23 protein-coding genes, 4 tRNA genes and 1 pseudogene are annotated in these 22741 nt (G+C 59.0%); 19 read left to right on the top strand and 9 right to left on the bottom strand.

The genetic code is table 11. From position 1 onward, the window contains the following. Window positions 1-36 precede the first annotated feature (36 nt). The 3 genes from HQL76_04290 to HQL76_04300 all read left to right on the top strand — a co-directional run bounded on the left by HQL76_04290 (window position 37) and on the right by HQL76_04300 (window position 6093). Window positions 37-1980, top strand: coding sequence for a CHAT domain-containing protein (locus tag HQL76_04290; protein MBF0108377.1), 1944 nt, complete (start codon window positions 37-39; stop codon window positions 1978-1980). Beyond that, complete coding sequence (locus HQL76_04295; GenBank protein ID MBF0108378.1) at window positions 1977-2900, top strand: MoxR family ATPase; 924 nt, start codon at window positions 1977-1979, stop codon at window positions 2898-2900. Before HQL76_04290 ends, HQL76_04295 begins: the two co-directional genes overlap by 4 nt. Window positions 2901-4596: 1696 nt before the next feature. Beyond that, on the top strand, window positions 4597-6093 hold the full coding sequence (locus tag HQL76_04300; GenBank protein ID MBF0108379.1) for a formylglycine-generating enzyme family protein: 1497 nt from the start codon (window positions 4597-4599) through the stop codon (window positions 6091-6093). A gap of 303 nt (window positions 6094-6396) precedes the next feature. On the opposite strand, the gene HQL76_04305 is transcribed toward HQL76_04300, so the two are convergent. Beyond that, on the bottom strand, window positions 6397-7155 hold the full coding sequence (locus HQL76_04305; GenBank protein MBF0108380.1) for a HesA/MoeB/ThiF family protein: 759 nt from the start codon (window positions 7153-7155) through the stop codon (window positions 6397-6399). A 13-nt stretch (window positions 7156-7168) separates the two neighbouring features. Next, complete coding sequence (locus HQL76_04310; GenBank protein MBF0108381.1) at window positions 7169-7354, bottom strand: hypothetical protein; 186 nt, start codon at window positions 7352-7354, stop codon at window positions 7169-7171. Window positions 7355-7651: 297 nt separating this feature from the next. Here HQL76_04310 and HQL76_04315 point away from each other — a divergent pair. Continuing rightward, window positions 7652-7727: transfer RNA gene (locus HQL76_04315), tRNA-Asn, on the top strand. A gap of 171 nt (window positions 7728-7898) precedes the next feature. Here the strand turns inward: HQL76_04315 and HQL76_04320 are convergent. The 4 genes from HQL76_04320 to HQL76_04335 form a co-directional block, all read right to left on the bottom strand. Beyond that, the gene (locus HQL76_04320) at window positions 7899-8162 is read right to left on the bottom strand and encodes a hypothetical protein (GenBank protein ID MBF0108382.1); all 264 of its coding nucleotides are present in this window, start codon (window positions 8160-8162) and stop codon (window positions 7899-7901) included. A 159-nt stretch (window positions 8163-8321) separates the two neighbouring features. Further along, the gene (locus HQL76_04325; GenBank protein ID MBF0108383.1) at window positions 8322-9521 is read right to left on the bottom strand and encodes an O-succinylhomoserine sulfhydrylase; all 1200 of its coding nucleotides are present in this window, start codon (window positions 9519-9521) and stop codon (window positions 8322-8324) included. 28 nt (window positions 9522-9549) lie between these two features. Next, complete coding sequence (gene hspQ, locus HQL76_04330) at window positions 9550-9867, bottom strand: heat shock protein HspQ (GenBank protein ID MBF0108384.1); 318 nt, start codon at window positions 9865-9867, stop codon at window positions 9550-9552. A 44-nt stretch (window positions 9868-9911) separates the two neighbouring features. Continuing rightward, entirely contained in the window at window positions 9912-10367 is a 456-nt protein-coding gene (locus tag HQL76_04335; GenBank protein ID MBF0108385.1) for a CopD family protein, read from the bottom strand. Between the two features lie 269 nt (window positions 10368-10636). Between HQL76_04335 and cysM the strand changes: the two genes are divergently transcribed. The 5 genes and pseudogenes from cysM to truA all read left to right on the top strand — a co-directional run bounded on the left by cysM (window position 10637) and on the right by truA (window position 13448). Further along, window positions 10637-11521, top strand: a complete 885-nt coding sequence (cysM, locus tag HQL76_04340) for a cysteine synthase CysM (protein ID MBF0108386.1) — start codon at window positions 10637-10639, stop codon at window positions 11519-11521. A 161-nt stretch (window positions 11522-11682) separates the two neighbouring features. Further along, window positions 11683-12093 carry an RnfH family protein gene (locus HQL76_04345; protein ID MBF0108387.1) on the top strand — a complete coding sequence of 137 codons (411 nt, stop codon included), beginning with the start codon at window positions 11683-11685 and terminating at the stop codon, window positions 12091-12093. A gap of 89 nt (window positions 12094-12182) precedes the next feature. Then, window positions 12183-12389 (top strand): type II toxin-antitoxin system HicB family antitoxin, encoded by a 207-nt coding sequence (locus tag HQL76_04350; GenBank protein ID MBF0108388.1) that lies wholly within the window; start codon window positions 12183-12185, stop codon window positions 12387-12389. Then, window positions 12386-12597, top strand: a pseudogene (locus HQL76_04355) (type II toxin-antitoxin system HicA family toxin). Before HQL76_04350 ends, HQL76_04355 begins: the two are co-directional and overlap by 4 nt. 86 nt (window positions 12598-12683) lie before the next feature. Next, window positions 12684-13448 (top strand): tRNA pseudouridine(38-40) synthase TruA, encoded by a 765-nt coding sequence (gene truA, locus HQL76_04360; GenBank protein ID MBF0108389.1) that lies wholly within the window; start codon window positions 12684-12686, stop codon window positions 13446-13448. A gap of 20 nt (window positions 13449-13468) precedes the next feature. Here truA and HQL76_04365 read toward each other — a convergent pair whose 3' ends face one another. Further along, window positions 13469-14428, bottom strand: coding sequence for a homoserine kinase (locus HQL76_04365; protein MBF0108390.1), 960 nt, complete (start codon window positions 14426-14428; stop codon window positions 13469-13471). 28 nt (window positions 14429-14456) lie between these two features. Between HQL76_04365 and HQL76_04370 the strand changes: the two genes are divergently transcribed. The 5 genes from HQL76_04370 to HQL76_04390 all read left to right on the top strand — a co-directional run bounded on the left by HQL76_04370 (window position 14457) and on the right by HQL76_04390 (window position 19059). After that, entirely contained in the window at window positions 14457-15092 is a 636-nt protein-coding gene (locus HQL76_04370; protein ID MBF0108391.1) for a UbiX family flavin prenyltransferase, read from the top strand. Window positions 15093-15203: 111 nt separating this feature from the next. Further along, complete coding sequence (locus HQL76_04375) at window positions 15204-16211, top strand: U32 family peptidase (GenBank protein ID MBF0108392.1); 1008 nt, start codon at window positions 15204-15206, stop codon at window positions 16209-16211. Then, window positions 16211-17149, top strand: a complete 939-nt coding sequence (locus tag HQL76_04380; protein MBF0108393.1) for a U32 family peptidase — start codon at window positions 16211-16213, stop codon at window positions 17147-17149. The genes HQL76_04375 and HQL76_04380 overlap by 1 nt, the downstream gene beginning before the upstream one ends. Window positions 17150-17198: 49 nt before the next feature. Then, window positions 17199-17438 (top strand): accessory factor UbiK family protein, encoded by a 240-nt coding sequence (locus tag HQL76_04385; protein ID MBF0108394.1) that lies wholly within the window; start codon window positions 17199-17201, stop codon window positions 17436-17438. Window positions 17439-17517: 79 nt separating this feature from the next. Further along, a complete protein-coding gene (locus HQL76_04390; protein ID MBF0108395.1) occupies window positions 17518-19059 on the top strand; it encodes a YifB family Mg chelatase-like AAA ATPase in 1542 nt (513 codons plus the stop codon). Window positions 19060-19158: 99 nt separating this feature from the next. Here HQL76_04390 and HQL76_04395 read toward each other — a convergent pair whose 3' ends face one another. Further along, window positions 19159-19548, bottom strand: a complete 390-nt coding sequence (locus tag HQL76_04395) for a class II SORL domain-containing protein (protein MBF0108396.1) — start codon at window positions 19546-19548, stop codon at window positions 19159-19161. A gap of 31 nt (window positions 19549-19579) precedes the next feature. After that, on the bottom strand, window positions 19580-20179 hold the full coding sequence (locus tag HQL76_04400; GenBank protein ID MBF0108397.1) for a peroxiredoxin: 600 nt from the start codon (window positions 20177-20179) through the stop codon (window positions 19580-19582). 268 nt (window positions 20180-20447) lie between these two features. Between HQL76_04400 and HQL76_04405 the strand changes: the two genes are divergently transcribed. From HQL76_04405 to tuf, 5 genes are all read left to right on the top strand, one after another. Next, on the top strand, window positions 20448-20993 hold the full coding sequence (locus tag HQL76_04405) for a helix-turn-helix transcriptional regulator (GenBank protein MBF0108398.1): 546 nt from the start codon (window positions 20448-20450) through the stop codon (window positions 20991-20993). A 43-nt stretch (window positions 20994-21036) separates the two neighbouring features. Beyond that, window positions 21037-21121: transfer RNA gene (locus HQL76_04410), tRNA-Tyr, on the top strand. A 132-nt stretch (window positions 21122-21253) separates the two neighbouring features. After that, window positions 21254-21327: transfer RNA gene (locus HQL76_04415), tRNA-Gly, on the top strand. A gap of 62 nt (window positions 21328-21389) precedes the next feature. Continuing rightward, a tRNA-Thr gene (locus HQL76_04420) sits at window positions 21390-21465 on the top strand. 78 nt (window positions 21466-21543) lie between these two features. Next, window positions 21544-22734 (top strand): elongation factor Tu, encoded by a 1191-nt coding sequence (tuf, locus tag HQL76_04425; protein ID MBF0108399.1) that lies wholly within the window; start codon window positions 21544-21546, stop codon window positions 22732-22734. Window positions 22735-22741 lie beyond the last annotated feature (7 nt).

Genomic DNA, 22741 nt, shown 5'->3' on the forward strand with positions numbered 1-22741 from the left:
AAATGGGAAGGTTTCATCGTACTGGGAGGGGTTCGGATGCCGGTTTCATCAACGTTGCTTTTGGCCGTTACCATGCGCATAACGGATGGCCAACCCGTCATCACCTTCAATTCCGGGGATCGCTCCCCCTGGTCCAGGAGACCAGAAGAACCACCGCCGGATCACCGCCGCACGGAACCCCTGTGGCAATCATTGAGGGGCGACTGGACGAATCGGCGCAACATTCTGCTTCGGGTGGGCAAGGAACTGGCCGACTGGCTGCTGGATGAGGAGGCCCGCAAGATCCTGCTTGAGGGGCAACACCCGAATGAGGATGCCCCCCGATGGCGCATCGAATGGTATTTGGACGAAAAATTTTCCCAATGGCCCTGGGAAATCGTGGCCCTGGACGGTCCGGGTCACCTGGGGGTCCATCCATCCTTCACCTGCGTTCGCAGTCACGAAGGCGAACCTGAGCATCCCCCACTTCCCACGTCGCTGGTGGTACAACTCCAAGGGGTGCAACTGAAGAAGGAACGGGCCGGATCATGGGCCGTTCTCGATACCGGCAAGGAGTTGGATCGGATTTATAACCAGATCAAAAACTCCAGACACGACGGTCGCTTTCGGGTGGAGATGGATGCCCTGGGTCAATGGGGAACCGTATGTAACAAAATGGAAAGAGATGGCCCACCCCATATTTTTCATTTTGCCGGTCATGGTGTTGAACAGGGTGATGGACTGCTTTTCCTGGACGACCGGGACGGTCCCGACCCCATCGAAACCACCCGCATTGCACAACTTCTGGCCAACCCCCGCCGTGGCCGTCGTCTCCATCTGGTTTTTCTCAACGCCTGCCGCAGCGCCGGAACCGGCACCCCGACATTGCAACCTTTTGGCGGTCTCACCCGGCAGTTGCTCAACAAGGGCATTCCCATGGTCGTGGGATTGCTCGCTCCGGTGGAAGACAACGAAGCCGCCGCCCTGGCCACCGAGTTCTACGGTGCCATAGGAGAAGGCGATTCCGTGGATGTTGCCCTGCAAAAGGCCCGTGAACAGGTTTACATGACCGGCAGTCAGGCAGGATGGGCCTTTTTGACCCTCTCCCTCCTGGGCCCCCCCCTGCCCCTGATGGCCACACCCCCTCGATCAACCTCCACGCCGGGGGCCACGATTCTGGACTTTGGCTTCGATCAACAGGCCAAGGCGCTGAAATATTTTCTATTATTGGAGAAACCCCTCGTCATCGTAGTGCGTGGCCAAGAGGGGACGGGACATGAGCATTTCCTGAAGCAGGTTCCCCATCTGCTCGAAAGCAAGCGGACATTGTGGAAACCTCTGGTCGGTTTTGAATTTCGCATGGCAGGAGATGCGTCACTCCACCGCCACGAACTTGCAGGTACACTGGCCCAGGCCCTGGAAATAGCCGATGACGGCGAACAGAATGTTCTGGAGGCGCGTCTGGCCCGAGGAATTGCCGAACGCTGTGAAACCGGCAAGGTATTGGTGTTCCAAATCAATGCAACCATCCTCCTGGAACAGGACCGCCAAGCTGAAGCGCTTCTGGTTCTGGTGCAACACCTATGGATCGCCATCATGACGCAGGCCATGCGGTTACGTACCCGTCTCCCGGTTTATCTGATCGTGCCCATCGCCACTCCCAAACAGGAAGTGCCGATTTTTGACTGGAAAAAATTGTTGACGTGGCGCAAGAAGAATGAGCAATTGCGCCTTCATTTCCAGGCCAGTGAAAAACGAATGAACAATCTTATCCAGCGACTCAATACACAGACCTCCCCCGAACATGACGTTCGGGTAGAAATTCTGCCCGCCCTGGAACCTTTTACGCACGACGAGGTGGCGCAATTTCTGGACAAGGCCTTGGCCATGGCCGGGAGCGAACACGATGAAGCCCTGGAAAATATCATGGGCATCAACCATGACAACACACGCATTCTTTCCCTTCTGAAGCAAAAAATCGACAACAGGAACGCACGATGACCTCCGCGAAACTGCCTCCATTCGACATCTACCGGGGCGACGGCACTCCGCGACCGGAACTGGCGAAACAGATGCCCGAAAGTGGCTTTCTGTTTGCCGAACAGGGGGCCTACCTGGCCGATGCCGACCTGGTGGAGGCGGTCAACGTCTCCCTGGCGGTGGGACAACCCCTATTGTTGACCGGGGAACCCGGTTGCGGCAAAACCCGCCTGGCCGACAGTCTGGCCCTGGAGTTGGGACTTGGGGAGCCGTTGATCTTCCAGACCCGTTCCACCTCCCAGGCCCAGGAGCTGCTTTACACCTTCGATGCCGTGGGCCGGTTCCACCACATTCAGGTTGGAGACAAACGGGCGGCGGATCCGGTGAACTATGTCCGTTACGGCCCCCTGGGCCAGGCCATTGTCGAAGGGCGGCGGCGGGTGGTCCTCATCGATGAAATCGACAAGGCCCCCAGGGATTTTCCCAACGATTTGCTCAGCGAGTTGGACCGCATGGTGTTCACGGTCCATGAACTGGAGGAGCCTACGTGCCGCAAGGCCGGTTCCCACCGTCCTGTGGTGGTGATCACCAGCAACAGCGAACGCCAGTTGCCCCTGGCCTTTCTCAGGCGCTGCGTCTTTCATCACATTCGTTTTCCCAGCCGGGAACGGCTCGTGGCCATCATTGGCGAACGTTTGCGCGACATGAACCTGGATGGCGGGTTGGTGGAGGCGGCCGTGGACCGTTTTCAGGAGGTGCGTGGACTCTCCGGCCTGGTGAAAAAACCGGCCACCGGCGAACTTCTGGCCTGGCTCACCGCCCTCGCCATCCAGGGCAAAACGGTCGATCATGTACGCAGCCCCGCCCTTGCCCGTCTGCCCCTGTGGCAGGCGCTGCTGAAGGATCGCGATGATTTCCGCCGCCTCCAGGAAGCCGTTTGACGCGCCACTGACCGATCTGCTTCAGGGATTGCGTCATCGTGGACTGGCCATCGGTGTCGATGACGCCCGGCGGGTGGCTCTCGCCTTCCGCCATTCCGGATCATGGTCGCGGCAGCGGCGGCTGCGAGTACTCAAGAGCCTGTTGGCCAGAAACGACCAGGAGCGCCTGATCATCGATCAACTGGCGCCGTTCCTGTTCCAGGATGCCCCCCCCGAGGAAACCTTTGTTCCCATCGACCTGCCGAAGGCCCCGGACGCCAAACCCGTCCCGGAACCTAAAACGCAACCCAGAACGCAACCCAAACCCCACGTCGGTCAACGCAACAAACGACCCCGCCTGGTGCGTTGGTTGGTATTTTTTGCTCTGCTCGCGACGGCCATTGCCTGGGTAGATTCACAGATCCAACGCCCGGCCCCAGAACCACTGCCTTCCGCCCCGGTTCAACCCGGCCCCAATCAGAAAATGCAGACGAAACTTCCAGAAGCGCCGACACCCACGGATCTGGAAATGGATACCGACCCTTATCATCCGCCTCGGGAGCCGTTTTTCCTGGGGCTGGCGGTGTCCCTGCTGTTACTGCTTGCGCCGCTTCCGGGGCTGTTGCGTCGCAAACGGGTTCGACTTCAGAAAAGAAACCTGGAGTCCCTGGAAAAATCCACGGGACACCGCGTTTATCTTCCGGGAGCGTCCGTTTGTGACCACCTGCGGCCACTTCCCATCGGCCCCTTGCGCGAGGCCGCCTTTCATCTTAACGCCCCCTCGGAACCCATACGCGCGCCCCAACTGGACATTCCGAGAAGCATTCTGGCCACGGTGCGCCGGGCGGGCCATCTCACCCTCATCCATGACCAATGGCTGACCCGAAAGCCGGTGTTGTTCATCGAGGATGTCGCCCCCGGCATGGCCCTTTGGCCCGGATATGGCCGCCAGATTGCCCAGGCCCTGGAGCGGCAGGGCAACCGACTGCTGCACCGATTCATGGTGGAAGAACCGGGAACGCTCCATGAAGGGGCCAACCTGGAGGGTGGCATGGCCCTGGAACAGGTTCTGGCGAATCTGGGGGGCCCCACGGTGGTCATTCTTGGCCATGGCGCCTTTTTGGAACATCGACCGGAATACCGACTGGCGAACGCCCCCTGGCTGGGGCTTCTGAACAACGCCGTCTGGCTCCACCCCCAGCCCCCGGAATTATGGACGGAGGGGATCCGCCTGCTTGCCGGGCGGCTGCGCCTGGTGCCTCTGACCATGGACGGGCTGTCGCGGCTTTCCGGGGTCGCCGCCGACAGCATCACCCCCTGGAGGCCACCACCTCCCGCCCTGGATCGTTCCACCCGCCTGGCCAACATGCGCGCCGTGGTCGGGACGGCAGGCTGGCGGTTTTTGCAGGCAGGGGCGGTGCTGGATCGTGCCGGGGTGCTGACCATGGCCCTATGGCGATCGTTGCCTCTTGAAGGCATTGTTTCGTTGGATGCAACCACCCTGGAAAAATGCCTGATTCTGGCCGAGCCCGTGCTGGGACCGGGTGGAAAAGTCCGTTTGCCCCCATGGTTTCGAGAAGCCCTTGTCGCGGAGGTGACACGGGAAGATCCGGCACTCCTGTCCCAGGTGATCCTGTGGGGAGAAAACATTCTTTCTCGCGATCTGCAAACCATCACCGCCAGGGGAACCGCCTGGGTGCAGGCGCGTCTGGCCCGTATGCGTCTCCTGGTCCTGGATCCGGAACACCGCCCGGAAGCGCGGGAGGCGATGCGCCTTTTTTCCAGGGAAGGATTCGGAGGCTGGGCCGAAGCGTCCATGGTCGCCGGGGAGCGCGTTCTTTGGCACAAAATTCCTTTGCAACGGGCCAGGCCCCCTGGACGATGGGCCTACGGGTCCGCGTTGATCGGTGTGATCGGTATGCTCGTCATGGGAACCGGGTTGGCCAAACCGGATCTGGTGGCCCGCTTGTTTCCCCCGGAGCCTGAATTTCGTTTCCTGACCGATACCCCCCCGTGGGCATTACTGACACCGGAAGAACCGTTGCGTTTTTATGATCGCCGGCAACGGAATGGCCCGGTCAGGATTTCCGTGAACGATTGGCCGGAAACCATCTTGCTCGCGCAACGGGATGTCCAGGGCCGGTGGTACTATGAATTGACTCCCGATGAGCGTCTGTTTTCTGACAATTCACCCTCTTATCTGCGTCTGGGGTACGGGGACCTTCGTCATGGCCCGTTCGTCTTCTACAGCCTGTCGGGTTTTCCAGTCAAATTGACCGGTATCCGGAATGACAATCAACAAGGGGTGCAATTTTCCTGGTCCCTGTCGTCCGAAATCACGGATGCCAGCATTCTTTCGTTTCACCTGTACCACTTGGGACGGGAAATTGAAAAACCACCGCCGAGAACACGGACGTTCCAGACTGCGATCTCCGCGCCAAAAGGGGGTTCCTTCAGGCTTCTCGTCAAAGTTCAAGGTCCGGGAACCGCAACCATGATCTTTCCCAGCAACCGGTTTGTCATGGATGAATCGCCAGACATGGAATTTGTCCAGATCCCTCCGGGCTGTTTCCAGATGGGTTCACCAAAGACCGATAAAGACCGGGATGACGATGAAGGTCCGGTGCATAAGGTATGTGTAGACGCTTTCTGGATGGGAAGGTATGAAGTGACGCAAAAGCAGTGGAAAGCCGTGATGGGAACGAACCCATCCTATTTTGCTTCGTGTGGCGATGAATGTCCCGTGGAGCAGGTTTCCTGGGAAGATGCGCAGGATTTCATTCGCAAGCTCGATAAACAACAGGATGGATGTACCTATCGATTGCCGACGGAGGCGGAATGGGAATATGCGTGCCGGTCCGGGGGAAAAAATGAAACCTATTGCGGAGGAAATGATGTAAATCGGGTGGCCTGGGACAGGACCAACTCTGAAAATACGACTTATAGAGTGGGCGGTAAGGCGCCCAATGGCCTGGGCTTATATGACATGAGCGGAAATGTGTGGGAGTGGGTATCGGATTGGTATGACGGAAAGTTCTATGCCAATTCCCCGAGGGACAATCCGAAAGGGCCATCTTCGGGCTCCGCCCGGGTCGGGCGGGGCGGCGGCTGGGACAGCAACCCAGCCAACGTCCGCTCCGCGTATCGCAACTACGACGGCCCGGGCAGCCGCTACAGCGGCCTGGGCTTCCGCCTTTCGAGGACTTGCCCTTAGCCCTTTTACGCTTTTGCCCTTGGTGGTTTTGGGGTTGCTGTTGGTTTTGCCCTCTTTCCTTGCGACCAGCAAGCGGGCGTTTCTCAGCCCGAGGGCTGGTCGCAAGGAAAGAGGGCGGGGAGTCCAGAGGGGCCGTGGCCCCTCTGGTGGGTCCAGGGCGAAGCCCTGGTCGCGACATTTTTTTTGACAGACTGGTTCGTGATCGGTTGGCCGTTATCTTGCAACAAGTAGTTGATACGCCTGGCTTTTTTGGTTCGGTTACCCAGGATTTTTCTATGTCGGGGGTCGAATTGCGAAAGATGGTTAATGGCAGCCGCAGGTGCGGCAGGCGCGGTTTTTTGGCACCCGGATGCGCTGGAAGACAAGATCAAGGGTGTTGACGAGCAGCACTTCCCCGGCGCATGTCGTGCCGATGCCAAGATACTCCTTGATTGTTTCTACCGCCTGCATGGCCCCGATGATTCCGGCCACCCCTCCCAACACGCCCGCCGTGGCGCAGGAGGCGTGACAATTTCTGGATGGTTCCGGGTACAGGCAACGATAACAGGGCGCCTGGGCATCGACGCCATGACGAAAAACCGCCACCTGCCCCTCGAATCCAAGGACTGCCCCGGAGACCAACGGTTTGTGGTGACGCAGGCAGGCCTCGTTCAACGCATAGCGGGTGTCGAAGTTGTCGCTGGCATCCAGTGCCAGATCGCATCGGGGGAGGATTTCATCAAAAGTTTCGGCGGTTGCGCGTCCGGTGACGACATCGATCTGAACGTCGGGGTTCAACCGTCGCAGGGCCCGGGCCGCCGTTTCCCCCTTGGGCTGACCGATGTCGGGGGTGCCATAGAGGATCTGCCGCTGGAGATTGGAAAGTTCCACCCGGTCCGAATCGGCGATGATCAGACGACCGATCCCCGCGGCGGCAAGATACAATCCCGCCGGAGCGCCCAACCCTCCCGCTCCAAGGAGGAACACCCGGGCGTCAAGCAGACGTTCCTGTCCCGCGCCACCCCATTGCGTCAGAAGAATGTTGCGCGAATAGCGTTCGATCTGTCGCTCATCCAGAGTCATGGATCAAGGACTTTCAGTCGGGCATCGGTGTTTTGAGTGCGAGGGCCATTCCAGACGGACGCGGTCGTTGACGCCTGATCGTGCCAGTGGCGCGGGACGGATCATCAAGACACTCCAGAAGCTCGACCCGGGTGGGAAAAAAGAAGGTCCGAGTCCCTTTTTCAGCAGTATTCTTGTCGAAAGCGTCGGAATGTTTCATTTTGGCCCCCGGGGGAGTTGAGATGTAGAAACAGAGTGATCATGCAACACTCCTAAATGAAGCAAGATTTGTGCCGTTTTTTGCAATTTCTCTTCTTCGGGATGTGTCCGTCATGGCGCCATACCGGGAGGAAATTTTTTTTTCGTGATGGGAAGTCCCTTGACCGGCGATTAGCGAAAATCTAAGATTGCCGTTCTGAAAAGGGACTGTCTTGAAGGTGGTTTTTTCGGTCCTGCAGGTCGCTCTTGTCCATTTCCGCGACTTGGATTCCAACGGGCCTGTCCTTTTTCAGTCCATTCCCCGGTAGCTCAGTCGGTAGAGCAGGTGGCTGTTAACCACCTTGTCCGTGGTTCGAGTCCGCGCCGGGGAGCCAATGATGATAACGGCCCGAATGATTTTTTCATTCGGGCCGTTTTTCGTTACAGTCATTTCACCTTCGGGCCAGGATGAAAAAGAAACGCCCCGGATCATGAGTCCATGACGGGGCGTTTCCAAGGATCAAATCAGGTCCATCATTGAGCGGCGTAAAAGCCCCGGATGGACGTTATTTCCAGCCGGATTCCTTCTCGCAGGCCGCCATTTCCGCGGGGTGTTTCTGTTCCCAGGCGGTGATGGAGAGGGTTTCGTTTTCGTCCATCTTGGCGTTCATACAGGTGCAATACTTGCTCATTACTTCGGGGGCAACGTTTTCCTTGGCATTGTCCATCATGCACTTGGCGATCCAGCTGGCATCATCGGCTCCGGCGAAGGCGACCGAACTGGTCATGAAAACACCGGCAAATAGAACGAGGGCAGACTTCAGTTTCATGGAAGACCTCCAATAAGGGGTTTGATTACTCCAAGTGCATCATGCTATACGGTAACCTCCGTAATTTTCAATCAGGAAAATATTTAATGATCATTTAACGGAAAAAATCTTGACGTGCATCTGTTCTTTGTGGTGCGACATGATGCTTTGACGGTGGCATCAGAGATGATCAAGTGCCTGATGAATATCGGCCAGGATGTCCTCGACGTTTTCCAGGCCGATGGACATGCGCACGAGTCCTTCGGTGACTCCAGCTTGGATCCGGTCGGCTGGGGAGAGTTTGCCATGGGTGGTGGTGGCGGGATGGGTGACGAGGGTGCGGGTGTCGCCCAGGTTGGCGGTGATGGTGGCCAGTTGCAGGCTGTCGATGAAGCGGTGGGCCTGTTGACGCGAATCGAGTTCAAGGCACAGGATTCCTCCGGGTCGGCGCATTTGTCTTTCGGCGAGCGCCCGTTGGGGAAAGTCGGGGAGTCCGGGATAGCGGATGCGACCTTGGAGGCGGGGATGGGTGGCAAGGTCCTGGGCGATCCGTTCGGCATTGTCGCAATGTTTTTCCATCCGTAGCGGCAAGGTTTCCAATCCCTTGGACAGCACCCAGGCATTGAAAGGGGACAGGGCGGGTCCGGCATTGCGCAGAAAAGGGTAGACGTGTTTCATCAACAAGTCATGGTCGCCGACGATGGCGCCTCCAAGGACCCGCCCCTGGCCATCGAGGTATTTGGTGGCGGAATGAACCGTGACATGGGCGCCGAGGGCCAGAGGGGTTTGCAGGCAGGGGGTGCAGAAAACGTTGTCGAGGACCAGGAGGATGCCGTGTTGGCGCGCCAGTTGGGCGAGGGCTGCGATATCGACCAGTTCGAGTGTGGGATTGGATGGGGTTTCGGCGAAGAACATCCGGGTTTCCTTGCGGATGGCCTTCTTCCATGAGTCAAAATCGGACAGTTCGACCCGGGTGACGCCGATTCCCAGGCGGGAAAGGAGGGTATTGGCCATGTTGGTGGTCGAACCGAATACCGAGCGGCTGAGAACCAGGTGGTCTCCCGAAGAAAGAAGGGAGAGAAAAACGGTGGCGATCGCGGCCATCCCCGACGCGGTGGCGATGGCTTTTTCGCCCCCTTCGAGAAGGGCCATTTTTTCCTCGAAGGCGGCGACGGTGGGGTTGGTGAAGCGGCTGTAGATGTTGCCTTCCTCCTCGTCGGCGAACACGGCCCGGGCCTGTTCGGCGCTGCCGAAGACATAGCTCGATGTGAGAAACATCGCCAGACTGTTTTCCCGCTCATTGGTGCGGTGGGTTCCGGAGTGGAGGGCGCGTGTGGCGCTGCCCAGGCGGTTCCAATCGGGATTGGTGTTTTTCTTCATCTTCGGGAATCCATGGCCATGGGACGGTTCAGTGCAGGCTGCTTCGGGAACGATACTGGCCATCCAGAAATGAATGAAAGTAGACATTGAGCCGGGGATGGGTCACGGGTTCCGACGTGTCGTCGGGTTTCAGGTTGCGTTCCGCCACATAGGCCTCGCTGTCGCTTTCGTGGACCAGGACCTGATACCACGGTCGATCCTTCGGGGGGCGGGTCCGGGCCATTCGGGCATAACAGGCCTCATCCCCCTGATATTCCGGGTCAATATCGACGATCACCCCACGATACGCATAAAGATTGTGGCGAATGACCTGTCCGATGGAAAACCGGGCGCTTCGTTGATTCATGGAACCGATTCATCTCCCTGGTGCCCTTGTACGACCTCGGTCAATCAATAAATGAAAGGTCCGACCGCCGCAAGGGTTGACACGATCATTCCCAGAACCATGTTGATCGATACCAGGCGTCGGATGCGCATCATGTACATGCCTGCTTCCGGGATCAGTTCCTCCCGGGCCATTTTCTTCATGCGCCGAAACGGAAACAGATAAATCCAAAGAAACAGGCCGATCATGATCCAACCCAGGGTGTGCATCAGGTACACATGCAGGCCAGCCTGTCGGAAGCCACCGATCTCTCCGAAGACCATCCAGTATCCCGTGGCGGGCAGCAGCAGGACGATCACCCGGATCCAGGAGAAAAACCGTTCGAGAACTCCGATCCAAAGGGTTACCGTGTCCGGCGGCGACAAATGTTCCAGGGACGGCCTGAGCATCCTTAGGGCGAAAAACATGCCACCGACCCAGATGATGGCCGAGATCATGTGAATGGAGAGTGGGGTGACCATGGCGTTTCCATCCTTATTGTGCTTTGTGGGCCGGAATGGAACTGGTTTTGTTGCCGATTGTCCAGGTGTACCCGGACGGATGGGGCGTGTCCGGGACAAGTCGCGACGATGCCAATGATAACAGATTTTTCGGGGGGGAAGGAATGGGGATGAACTTTTCAGGGGAATTGGTGTATTTTATTTCTTGGACATGATCCTGCCGCGCATGGTTTGGCGGATTGACAAGGATCTTTGTACCCAGTGGTTCACGACTTTCAGGGGATTTCTACGTGACGACATTGGAAAACTGCGTGGGCAACACGCCCATGGTGGAACTGACGCGCCTGACCCCTTCCAGGGGGATCCGGATCCTTGCCAAACTGGAGGGCAACAATCCGGGAGGTTCGGTCAAGGACCGTGCGGCCTTGGGGATGTTCATGGGGGCCGAACAGCGGGGGGAGATCCGGCCCGGAATGCGCATCATCGAGCCGACGAGCGGCAACACCGGCATTGCCCTGGCGATGATCGCTGCGACCCGTGGCTATCCGATCACCCTGGTGATGCCGGAGAACATGACCATCGAACGGCGGGCGGTGATGGCGGCCTTCGGGGCGCATCTGGAATTGACACCCGAATCCAAGGGGATGGAGGGGACCATCGATCGGGCGCGGGAGATGGTGGCCCAGGGGGAGGGGAAAATGTTCGATCAGTTTTCCAACCCTGACAACTGGCGGGCCCATCAAAGAACGACCGGGCCGGAAATCTGGCGCGATACCGCGGGGCAGGTGAGCCATTTTGTCTCTTCCATGGGGACCACCGGGACCATCATGGGGGTTTCGGCGGCCTTGAAGGAACGCAATCCCGCCGTCCAGATCATCGGAGTTCATCCCGACGAACAGTCGCGGATCCCCGGAATCAGGCGTTGGCCCGCGGCCTATCTGCCCGGGATCTACGATCCGTCGCGGGTGGATCGGGTCTTGGAGGTCAGTGCCCAGGCGGCGCGGGAAATGACCCTGTGGCTGGCGCGCCGGGAAGGGCTGTTCGTGGGACACTCCGCAGGCGGGGCGGTTGCGGCGGCGCTCGATCTGGCCAAAACCCTGGAACCTCCGGCAACCATGGTGGTCATCCTTCCCGATCGCGGCGATCGGTATCTGTCGTCGCATCTTTTTGGATGAGGAAGCCGAACGGGAGTGGCCGATATGGGGTGATGTTGGGATATTGAACATTGTGTCCGGTGGGACTATCCTGCCACATGTGGTCGGAACCATGGAGCGGTCGGAGCCGTTCCATGGTGACGTCCTGGTGTTCCGGTCCGATTTCAGGGGAGAAAAACTTGATGAAAATCGCCGTTGCCTACGCTGAGGCCCAGAGACAGATGGTCCTGGATGTGGAGGTTCAAGAAGGGGTGACTGCCCGGGAAGCGGTTGAACGGTCGGGAATCCTTTCCCGGTTTCCCCAGATCGATGTGTCACGCTGCAAGATTGGAATCTTTGGGAAGATCATCGAACCCGACCATGTCGTGGCCCTGGGGGATCGGTTGGAAATTTATCGTCCTGCCCTGGGAAAACCACCCAGAAAGGAGCGTCCGGCCAAGGGCGGTGACGCAGCGGGAGATGATGCGACAGAATCCAGGGAAGCGGATGCCGAAGGTTCCGTTTCGAAGGTTGACAAGGTTGCCGCCGCAAAACAACGGACCGCTGCCGCCAAGGCCAGAATGGCGGATAAAAATTCCGGAGGCGAATCCTAACGGTATCGAAGTCGTCCGTCAGGAAATCGAAGATGGGAATGGCACTTCTTCTTCTTGTTGAGAAATGCCACGATCGGGAGCCCATGGCAATGAACTACACCATTGAATATGAGCAGGAAACGAACGGTCGCTGGCTGGCCGAGGTGATGGAATTGCCCGGAGTGGTGGCTTATGGTCGGACCGATGAGGATGCCATTTCCCGCGTCGAAGCTCTGGCTCTGCGGGTCTTGGCGGAACGCCTTGAGAACGGTGAAACCCAGGGACGGTCGTTCACGATTTCGTTCGCCGCCGTATGACCATGTGGCCCGCCAGCAAGGCGCGTCTTGTATTGGCCGCATGCTTCGCATCGGCTGGCGGATCAAGCGTCAGAGCGGATCCCATCGCACCTTGGAAAGGGATGGGTGGGCGGACGTTGTGTTTGCTTTTCACGATCAGGAGGAAATTGGTCCTCGCATGTTGTCACGCCTTTCACGCCATACTGGTTTGCAGCCTCATGATCTGTAGCTATAAAATATCCAAGGGCATTCCCGTGCCGATGTCAGCACGCCCAGGGGCGCGGTTCGCAACGGCAAACCGTCGGGACGCTTACAGTGCCGCGCTACAGGCTCCTTCTGGAATATGATGGCGGTCGGTTCTTCGGCTGGCAATGGCAACCCCGTCTGGAAACGGTTCAGGGGGTGCTGGAGGAGCGGTTGGCGGTATTATGCGGTCATGCGGTGCGCGTGATCGGGGCGGGACGTACCGATACGGGGGTCCACGCCCTGGGCCAGGTCTGCCATTTCGATACCTCGTGCGGGCGTTCCGCAGAGGTTTTCTCCCGCGCCTTGAATGCCGCCTTGCGTGAGCGCATCGCGGTCCTGGAATGTCGTGAGGTGGGGCCGGAGTTCCATGCCCGTTATTCGGCCCGGCTGCGGGAGTACCTGTATCGCATCCATCTGCGCGCTGCTCCCTCCTGCCTGGAGCAGGGGCGGATGTGGCATTTGGGACGGAGGCTGGATCAGGACGCCATGATACGGGCCGGGGGTATTTTGTTGGGCAGTCACGATTTTTCCGCCTTCAGGGCGGCCTCCTGTCAGTCGAGAAGCCCGATCCGGGAGATGCGGCGGATTGAAATCATTGAAAAAGATCAGGAATTGCGTATTATTTTTGCCGCCAATGGATTTCTGCATCACCAGGTGCGCAACATGGTGGGAAGCCTTGTCTTTGTCGGTCTCGGACGCTGGTCGGTGTCCCGGTTCGAGGATGTTTTTCGGTCGAGGGATCGCACCCGGGCGGCGCCGACGGCCCCGCCATGGGGGTTGTATCTGACACGGGTGGACTACGAAACGACCGTCATCGAGGGCGATCGCCTGTGAGGTTCGGCGTCCGTTTCCCTTCAATCCGGCCATTTTCGATCGGCAAGCGATTGAAAAAAACGCAATCTGGCCATGAAACTTTCCGGATTGCGCCGGGTGACGGTCGTCCCCTGGCGCGGGAAGCAACGGTCATGGAAACGGCTGAGGCTGAAACGGAAGGCTGCGGCGCGGCAGGCGCAAACAAGCCCATCGTGTTCCTCCCGGTTTCGCGGGCGCACCTGGTCGTAGCCCTGGAGCAGGGCATCGATGTGTTCGGGGTGGGGACATCCCTGATCGTCGAGGCACCACGAACACAGGCAGACGGCCAGATCGTACAGCCAGGGGCCGGCGCAGGCGCTGTAAAAATCGATCATTCCGGTCAACCGGTCGCCGGAAAACAGGGTGTTGTCGGGAAAAAGATCGCCATGACACAATCCCTGGGGGAGGTCCCGGTTGAACCAATGATCGCCCAGCCAGGAGAGTTCCTCCTTGAACCAGGAGACGATGTCCTGATCGATCATGTCGTTGGCGGTGGCCAGGCGATGGACCATCGGCGCCCAGGACTCGGGCCGGAGGCGTCCGGGAGGAGGGGCGGGGAATTCTTGTCCGTGGCGGTGGATCCGGCCCAGCCAGATTCCCACCTGGTGGCATTGTTCCGGGTTGGGGGGATCGGGCGCGTATCCCGGAAGGAGGGAGACCAGAAGGGCGGGACGCCCGGAAAGGGTGAAGCGGGCCTTCCCTTGATGATCCAGGATCGGGCGTGGTACCGGAAGGTTGCGGTTGGCGAGTTGTTCCAGAAGATCGACGACAAAAGGTAGGGCGGAGGCCTCTTCGTGATTTTCCACAAGGGTGAGGATGAAGGTGCCCCTGGGGGTGGTAAGACGGAAATTGCTGTTGATGATCCCTTGCGCAATCGCTTCCAGACGTATGGGGGGTCCGAGGGACCGGGCCAGGGTGAACGATTCGAGATCCTGGATTTGGACGGGCGTGTAAACCGACAAGGGGGTCTCCATGGGGATGGAACAGGCGTTGACGGGGGCATCGACCATTCTGGCCTTGACGGGGGCATCGGGGGCGGTTTATGGCCTCCGTCTGGCGGAAGCCCTGCTGATGGCGGGGCAGGAGGTCGAGGTCTTGCTTTCGACGGCTGCCCGTACTGTACTGGCTCGCGAATGCGGACTCAATGTCCAGGGTGACGGAGAGGAGGTTCGCGCCGCATTCCTGAAATGGATGGGAAATTCCGCGGCGGGGATCGAGTATCGGCGTTTCAGGCATCATGGCCTCATGGACTGGAGTTCGCCATTGGCCTCCGGGTCGGCGGGAGGACGGCGCATGGTGATCTGTCCCTGTTCCATGGGGACCCTGGCGGCGGTGGCCATGGGCCTTTCGGACAACTTGATCGAACGTGCCGCCGATGTGGTGATCAAGGAACGGGGACAACTGATTCTTGTGACCAGGGAGACGCCTCTGTCGGCCATTCATCTGGAAAACATGTTGCGATTGGCCCGCCTGGGGGTCATTCTTCTTCCGGCATCTCCGGGTTTCTACCATCGACCTCAGGCAATCGGCGACCTGGTGGATTTTGTCGTCGCCCGCGTCATGGACCAGTTGGGGGTGGCGCATGGGCTGATCTCTCCATGGGGGGGTGACATGGGGGGGCGTTGAATGGTGGATGAAAACAAAAACCGTTTTTGCCTATTGAGGCCAAGTGGGATAGACTGCACCCCGACATGATTGGCCTGGGGGAGGGTTTCGTCTGGAACGGGAGCGACACGGATGAAGAAAAAAGTTGAAGTATTGGCCCCCGCGGGAAATCTCCCTTCCCTGCGCGCGGCGGTGGATCATGGCGCGGACGCCGTCTATTTCGGCTTTCGCAATGCCACCAACGCCCGGAATTTCGAAGGGTTGAACTTCAGCGTGGACGAGGCCGCGGAGGGAATCGCCCATGCCCATCGTCACGGCGTCAAGGCCAATGTGGTCTTGAATACCTTTCCGCGGGCAGGTGACCCGGATCTCTGGTATCGTTCGGTCGATCAGGCCGCGGCACTCGGGGCCGATGCCATCATCATGGCCAATCTGGCCCTCCTGGAGTATTGTCACACACGCCACCCTTCCCTGCCGATCCATCTTTCGGTACAGGCCTCCGCCAGCAATGCCCCGGCCATCGATTTCTACCAAAAACACTTCGGAATCGAGCGGGTGATCCTTCCCAGGGTGCTGACCGTTGCCGAAATCCGTTCCCTGGGGAGTCGGACCAGGGTCGATCTGGAGGTGTTTGCGTTCGGCGGTCTGTGTGTCATGGCCGAGGGGCGCTGTTACCTTTCTTCTTTTGCAACGGGGGTTTCTCCCAATATCGAGGGGGTCTGTTCGCCGGCGCGCGCGGTCCGTTTCGAAAACACGGGTTCAAACCTCAAGACACGGCTGGGCGGGTTGTTGATCGCCGAATACGGTTCCGATGAGGAGGCGGCCTATCCGACCGTCTGCAAGGGACGATTCGAGGCCAATGGACGGGTCTATCATGCGATGGAGGAGCCGGGATCACTCAACATCCTCGAAATGCTCCCCGAGGTGATCGAGGCGGGAGTCATTTCGCTCAAGATCGAGGGGCGGCAACGGACAAAATCCTATGTGGCCACGGTGACCCGGATTCTCCGCCAGGCGGTCGATTCCTACTATGACGATCCCGGCTCCTTCCGTCCCAGGGGCAAGTGGATCAAGGAATTGAATGCAATTTCCGAGGGGACGACCCATACCCTGGGGACCTATGAACAACGGTGGCAGTGATGCGGATCAGTCTCGGGCCGTCTCCATTCGACTGGGGAAAAAACGGTTTTAAAAACTATTACCGGAAAATGGCCTTCGAAACGCCGGTGGACCTTTTGTATCTTGGCGAGGTGGTCTGTTCCAAAAGGCAATCGCTTTCGGCCCGGGAGATGGTGGAACTGGCCCGGGAACTGGCCCCTTCGGGAAAGGAGATCGTCTTTTCGACGTTGGGCCTGGTGATGAACGCGGCGGAGGAGGAACTGTTGCATCAGGTGGCGGCAGCGGCAGCCTCGGGGGGGTGGTGGCTGGAGGCCAACGACATGGGGGGGATCGCGGTCGGAGAAGGGACCCCGATGGTGGCGGGACCGCACATCACCACCTACAATCCCGAAACGGTGGACTTTCTCAAGAAGGTCGGGGTCCGTCGTGTCGTCTATCCCGTCGAGTTGTCGGCCCAGGCGATCGGGGAATTGATCGCCCGCCAGGGAGATGATGTGGAGGGGGAGGTCTTCTGCTATGGCAAACTGCCGCTGACTTTTTCCGCCCGTTGTTATACGGCCCGGGCCTTTCAGTTGTCGAAGAGCAACTGTCAGTACCGGTGTGGTGATTTTCCCGATGGCCTGGCCATGCGGACGCAGGAAGGGGTCCCCTTTCTGTCGATCAATGGCACCCAAACCCTGTCGCATCGTATCTACAATCTTGTGAACGAGGTCGATCGACTGGAACGGATGGGGGTCGGAGTGATCCGTCTTTCCCCTCAGAGCGAGCGAATGGAGGAGATCGTCACGGTATGGCATGAACGGCTGCAACGGCGCATTGGCGATGAAGAGGCCTGGCGCCGGTTGTTGGAAATCAATGGCGGGGTCCCCTTTTGCAATGGCTATTTCCATGGGCGGTCCGGTCTGGAGTATGTGGAACCGGGGGTGTCTCCTCCGGCAATCGATGCACCGGTCGGTTGAAGGATCGTCCATTCAATCGGGGCATTCATCCATTCAAGGAAAAAAGACGATGCAAATTGACAATGCGATCCTGGATCAGATCACGCAGAATGTCCTGGGGGTGTTCAACATGGTGGGCCAGACGCGGGAGGAGATGACCCGCAAGATTCGTGACCTGGTGCAGGAAGGGGTCGAGCATTTCGACCTGGTGGGACGCGAGGAGTTCGATGCCGCCCGTGAACTGTTGAGCCGGACACGGATGCGGCTGGAGCAATTGGAACGCCAGGTTGCCGAGATGGAAGGACGTTGAGGTTGGCGCAACGGATGCGGTTGGATCCGGCGCTGGTTTCCCCACGCTGGAGGGCTGATCCGTTGGAAGGATTGAAATCATGCTGACCCGGGTGCAGACGGTGGCGTTGGATGGTATTGAGGCCGTTTCCGTCGAGGTTGAGGTCGATTTCAGCCCCGGATTGCCGACGTTGGGGATCGTGGGTTTGCCGGAGGGGGCGGTGCGGGAGGCCAAGGATCGGGTGCGGGCCGCCCTGGGCAATTCGGGATTTCACCTGCCGGCGAAGCGGATCACCATCAATCTGGCCCCTGCCCATCTTCCCAAGGGGGGATCTTCCTATGACTTGCCCATGGCCCTCGGATTGCTGGGGGCCATGGATAAACTCTCCGCCGATTGCCTGGCGGGTACCCTGTTCTATGGTGAGTTGTCCCTGGATGGACGTTTGCGCGGGGTTCCGGGGGTGTTGCCCGTCGCGCTTTTTGCCCGGAGAAACGGTTTTGGCCGGTTGGTGGTCGCCCGGGAAAACGGCAGCGAGGCGGCTTTGACGCCGGATCTGGCGGTCCATGCCCCGGAAACGTTGATGGATCTGGTGCGGCATTTGCTGGGGGAGTCGTTGCTGGCGCCGTTGCCGGCGACCGATTGGCGTGGCTGGCGGGATAAGGACCGAAGTGAGATTCCCGATCTTGCCGAAATCAAGGGACAGGAATACGCCAAGCGGGCCTTGGAAATTGCCGCGGCGGGGGGGCACAACCTGCTGATGACCGGCCCTCCGGGGTCGGGGAAGACGTTTCTGGCCCGGGCCTTTCCGGGGATCCTGCCCGAAATGACGCTGGATGAGGCGTTGGAGGTGACGGCGGTTCACTCTGTGGCGGGACGGTTGTCCGCGGCACGACCGTTCGTGGCGACCCGTCCCTTTCGTTCACCGCACCACACCGCTTCGAAACAGTCATTGGTGGGGGGAGGTGGCCAGCCGCATCCGGGCGAGGTGAGTCTGGCGCACAAGGGGGTGTTGTTTCTTGATGAAATCCCGGAATTCAGCCGAACGGTTCTGGAGGTATTGCGCGAACCGTTGGAATCGGGTAGGGCCCACATTTCCCGGACAAGTTACCGCGCCCGCTTTCCCGCCGATTTTCAGTTGCTGGCCGCCTGCAACCCGTGTCCCTGCGGTCATTTGGGCCATGGGGGACGTCCGTGCCGCTGTTCTCCGGCCCAGGTGATCGGTTATCAATCACGGTTGTCGGGACCTTTGTTGGACCGCATCGATCTTCATGTGGAGGTTCCGCCGGTACCCACCGAGGTGTTGGTGGCGCTCCCTTCGGGCGAGACTTCGGAAAAGGTTCGCCTCCGGGTGGAGGAGGCGCGGATGGCGCAATATGCGCGCAATGGCGCCGGGATACGCAATTCCGCCTTGAACGGACGGGCCCTGGAAAACCATGCCGTTCTGGCGGGACCGGCGCAACGTATTCTTCTGGATGCGGGGCAACGGCTCGGTTTTTCGGCACGCGCCCACGGTCGATTGTTGCGGGTCGCGCGGACGATTGCCGATCTGGCCGGTGCGCGTGATATTGCGGTCGAACACATGGCCGAGGCGATTCAGTTTCGAATGGGCATGGGCCATTGGGGTGGGGCAAGGATGGGATAGCGCGGATGGGTCCGGGAAGGGGTTTCCCCTTCCCGGTGGGGTTTGGCGCGAAGCCCCAAGGTTTCTTCTGAAACCCTGGGGGCAATTTCCCTCGTGGTGTCAGGCGACGGTGACGGCGACCGGAGCGCATTCCCAAATGCCATGCTTGGTGCAGTAGGACATGGCGGTCAGGCTCAGGGTGCCGGCGGCGGCGACGATGTTGAAGGTGACTTCGGCATTGCCCTTGGCCCCGGCCCCGCCCATCATGCCGGAGGTGAAATTGGCTTCGCCGAGAAGGGTGGCGCCGTTATATAGTTGGATCGATTTGATGAAATGATCCGGATCATCCGGGTGGGCATATTCCTTACCCATGCGGACGGTGACCGGAAACTTTTCACCCGCCTTGGCGGACGCGGCACAGTGGATGAATGGGGAATGCCGGTCGATGTAGTCTTTCTTGGCTTCCTTGTCCACGGTGGAAATATCGACGTAGCGATTGACGGTTGGCATGGATGTCTCCTTGTTGGGGCCGGGTTGGGGCTCAGAGTGATTTGGCGTGGGAGGCGAGGTATTCGGCCACCCCCTGGATGGAGGCTTTCATTCCCGGTTTTTTCTTGTCCCATCCGGCGGGGCACACTTCGCCGTGGGTTTCGGTGAACTGAAGGGCATCGACCATGCGCAGCATTTCGTCGATATTGCGTCCAAGCGGAAGGTCGTTGACCACCTGGTGGCGGACGATTCCTCCCTTGTCGATGAGGAAGGAGCCGCGCAGCGCGATCCCGGGACCGAAGTAGAGATCGTAGTTTTTGGTGATGTCCTTGGAAATGTCGGCAACCAGGGGATACTGGACATTGCCGATGCCGCCGTCCTTGACGGGGGTGTTTTTCCAGGCCAGATGGGTGAAGTGGGAGTCGATGGAAACACCGATGACTTCGACGCCGCGATCCTTGAATTCCTTCAGGCGGTGATCGAAGGCGATGATCTCGGACGGACAGACGAAGGTGAAGTCGAGGGGATAGAAAAACAGGACGACATATTTTCCCTTGTAGCTGGCGAGGGAAAAGTCATCCTTGAAGGAATTGTCGGGCATGACGGCGGTGGCGGTAAACTCGGGGGCCGGCTTGGTGACGAGTACACTCATGAGGGGTCTCCATGGAATCGGTCGCTGATGAAGAATGAAATCGGGTTTGGAGCCGGGAATGAACCGACTGGGCCGGGGCTGCTGGACGGCACGTTCCGGCACTTCGGCCTTGACGGCATTAAACCGGTTATTGGGGGTTGCGTCAAGAGGAAAAAATGATATATCGTCAAAATTGTTGGTCAAGCAACTAAGAAGGCGGTCGCCCGATAAAGGGGCTTCAGGAGAGGATGGATTGATCAGCAACCTGGTTGGGATAAGGATTCGATCGTTGAGGTCGCAAAGAAAGCTGACGCAAAAGCAGTTGGCGGATCTTTCGGGAATACCGCGCGCGACCTTGGCGACGGTGGAGCGGGACGATGCCAATCCGAGTCTGGCGGTGGTGTTCAAGATTGCCAATGCGTTGGGGATGACGGTGGATCAATTGATCGAGTCGGCGCAGCGCAAGATTCAGCACTGGCCATCGCGGACGATGGGGGTTGTGGAATCGGGGGATCGGGCCTATCGGGCGGTGACGATTTCGCCGCCCCACGCCTTTCACATTACGCAGTTGATTTTCACTCTGGTGCCGGGGGGGAGTTACGAGGGAAAGCCGCATCCGCCGGGAAGCGAGGAATATTTGCATGTTCTGGAAGGAAACATGGTGTTGGAGGTGGCGGGTGAATCCCTGGCGATGGGGGTGATGGACACGGCGTGTTTCCAGGGGAACGTGCGCCATTTTTATCGCAACCCCCATGAGGTGGGGGCGAAGGGGTTGGTGACGATATTGGAGGGGATCGGTGGGGAAAAAATAGACGGAGCGGATGAAAGTTCTTGACAAGAGGTGGTCTCATGGCCGAGACTCCCTGGTTCCTTATTATGGAGGGGTTCCCGAGCGGCCAAAGGGAGCAGACTGTAAATCTGCCGGCTCAGCCTTCGAAGGTTCGAATCCTTCCCCCTCCACCATCGAAATCCGGGATGTCCCGGAACAATGGTGCGCAATCTGGACGATTTCCAAGAAGAACGGACGCCACGGATTGCGCAAGGGGGGCATCTTCTGATATTCTGCGACGACTCACGATTTTGGTTCGTCCGCATGCGGGTATAGTTCAATGGTAGAACGTCAGCCTTCCAAGCTGAACACGGGGGTTCGATTCCCCCTACCCGCTCCAGGCTGGTCCGAAGCGGTCCCGGAGTGTCAGGCTTGGATATGTAAGGCGGGCCATCATGTCAAGCCCATGTAGCTCAGTGGCAGCAGCACTTCCTTGGTAAGGAAGAGGTCATCGGTTCAATCCCGATCATGGGCTCCAAGATTTTTACGGCAGGGAATCAAGCGGGAGCCTGAGCTTTCGTGCAATTAATCTGAAGCCTCTTAAGGAGGAAGTGGCATGGCCAAGGAAAAATTCGAGCGTACCAAACCCCACGTCAACATCGGAACCATCGGCCACGTCGATCACGGCAAGACGACCCTGACGGCCGCGATCACGAAGACGCTGGCGGCGCGGGGTGGAGCCAAGTTCATGGCGTATGACCAGATCGACTCGGCGCCGGAAGAAAAGGAACGTGGAATTACCATTTCCACTGCCCATGTCGAGTACGAGACGGGAGCGCGCCATTATGCGCACGTGGATTGTCCTGGTCATGCGGACTACATCAAGAACATGATCACCGGCGCGGCCCAGATGGACGGGGCGATCCTGGTGGTTTCCGCGGCGGATGGCCCCATGCCTCAGACCCGGGAGCACATTCTGCTCGCGCGGCAGGTCGGAGTGCCGGCGCTGGTGGTGTACATGAACAAGGCGGATCAGGTGGACGATCCGGAACTCCTGGAACTGGTGGAATTGGAAGTCCGTGAACTGCTGAGCCAATACGAGTTTCCCGGGGATGACATTCCCATCGTCGTCGGTTCGGCCCTCAAGGCGCTGGAAGAGGACAACAGCGACCAGGGGATCGGCTCCATCATGAAACTTCTGGATGCGGTGGACAGTTACATTCCGCAACCGGACCGTCCGCTGGACGGCAAGTTTTTGATGCCCATCGAGGACGTGTTCACCATTTCGGGCCGTGGCACGGTGGTGACGGGAAGGATTGAGCGTGGCGTGGTCAACGTGGGTGATTCGGTGGCCATCGTCGGATTGAAGGATACGCAGATCACGACCTGTACCGGGGTCGAGATGTTTCGCAAGATTCTCGATCAGGGGCAGGCGGGCGATAACGTCGGGGTTCTGTTGCGTGGCACCAAACGGGAAGACGTGGAACGGGGACAGGTTTTGGCGGCCCCCAACTCGATTACCCCGCATACGAAATTCAAGGCGGAATGCTACATCCTGACGAAAGAGGAAGGGGGGCGTCATACGCCGTTCTTCTCGAACTATCGTCCGCAGTTCTACTTCCGCACCACGGACGTGACGGGTGTCCTGAAGCTGCCCGAAGGGACCGAAATGGTGATGCCAGGGGACAATGTGACCCTGGAGGTGGAACTGATCGCCCCGATCGCCATGGAGAAGGGGTTGAGGTTTGCCATTCGCGAGGGTGGACGGACGGTCGGAGCCGGTGTGGTCAGTGACGTGATCGCCTGATCGTGAA

The organism is Magnetococcales bacterium, from assembly GCA_015228815.1.
GTDB lineage: Bacteria > Pseudomonadota > Magnetococcia > Magnetococcales > UBA8363 > UBA8363.

Bases quoted from the DNA above. Each gene is read 5' to 3' on its own strand.
- HQL76_04310 (MBF0108381.1), bottom strand. From the start codon at position 7,354: ATGAAACATTCCGACGCTTTCGACAAGAATACTGCTGAAAAAGGGACT.
- hspQ (MBF0108384.1), bottom strand. From the start codon at position 9,867: ATGAATCAACGAAGCGCCCGGTTTTCCATCGGACAGGTCATTCGCCAC.
- HQL76_04395 (MBF0108396.1), bottom strand. From the start codon at position 19,548: ATGCCAACCGTCAATCGCTACGTCGATATTTCCACCGTGGACAAGGAA.
- HQL76_04335 (MBF0108385.1), bottom strand. From the start codon at position 10,367: ATGGTCACCCCACTCTCCATTCACATGATCTCGGCCATCATCTGGGTC.
- HQL76_04295 (MBF0108378.1), top strand. From the start codon at position 1,977: ATGACCTCCGCGAAACTGCCTCCATTCGACATCTACCGGGGCGACGGC.
- HQL76_04325 (MBF0108383.1), bottom strand. From the start codon at position 9,521: ATGAAGAAAAACACCAATCCCGATTGGAACCGCCTGGGCAGCGCCACA.
- HQL76_04345 (MBF0108387.1), top strand. From the start codon at position 11,683: ATGAAAATCGCCGTTGCCTACGCTGAGGCCCAGAGACAGATGGTCCTG.
- HQL76_04400 (MBF0108397.1), bottom strand. From the start codon at position 20,179: ATGAGTGTACTCGTCACCAAGCCGGCCCCCGAGTTTACCGCCACCGCC.
- HQL76_04290 (MBF0108377.1), top strand. From the start codon at position 37: ATGCCGGTTTCATCAACGTTGCTTTTGGCCGTTACCATGCGCATAACG.
- HQL76_04385 (MBF0108394.1), top strand. From the start codon at position 17,199: ATGCAAATTGACAATGCGATCCTGGATCAGATCACGCAGAATGTCCTG.
- HQL76_04380 (MBF0108393.1), top strand. From the start codon at position 16,211: ATGCGGATCAGTCTCGGGCCGTCTCCATTCGACTGGGGAAAAAACGGT.
- HQL76_04320 (MBF0108382.1), bottom strand. From the start codon at position 8,162: ATGAAACTGAAGTCTGCCCTCGTTCTATTTGCCGGTGTTTTCATGACC.
- HQL76_04390 (MBF0108395.1), top strand. From the start codon at position 17,518: ATGCTGACCCGGGTGCAGACGGTGGCGTTGGATGGTATTGAGGCCGTT.
- HQL76_04305 (MBF0108380.1), bottom strand. From the start codon at position 7,155: ATGACTCTGGATGAGCGACAGATCGAACGCTATTCGCGCAACATTCTT.
- HQL76_04350 (MBF0108388.1), top strand. From the start codon at position 12,183: ATGAACTACACCATTGAATATGAGCAGGAAACGAACGGTCGCTGGCTG.
- HQL76_04300 (MBF0108379.1), top strand. From the start codon at position 4,597: ATGCGTCTCCTGGTCCTGGATCCGGAACACCGCCCGGAAGCGCGGGAG.
- tuf (MBF0108399.1), top strand. From the start codon at position 21,544: ATGGCCAAGGAAAAATTCGAGCGTACCAAACCCCACGTCAACATCGGA.
- HQL76_04375 (MBF0108392.1), top strand. From the start codon at position 15,204: ATGAAGAAAAAAGTTGAAGTATTGGCCCCCGCGGGAAATCTCCCTTCC.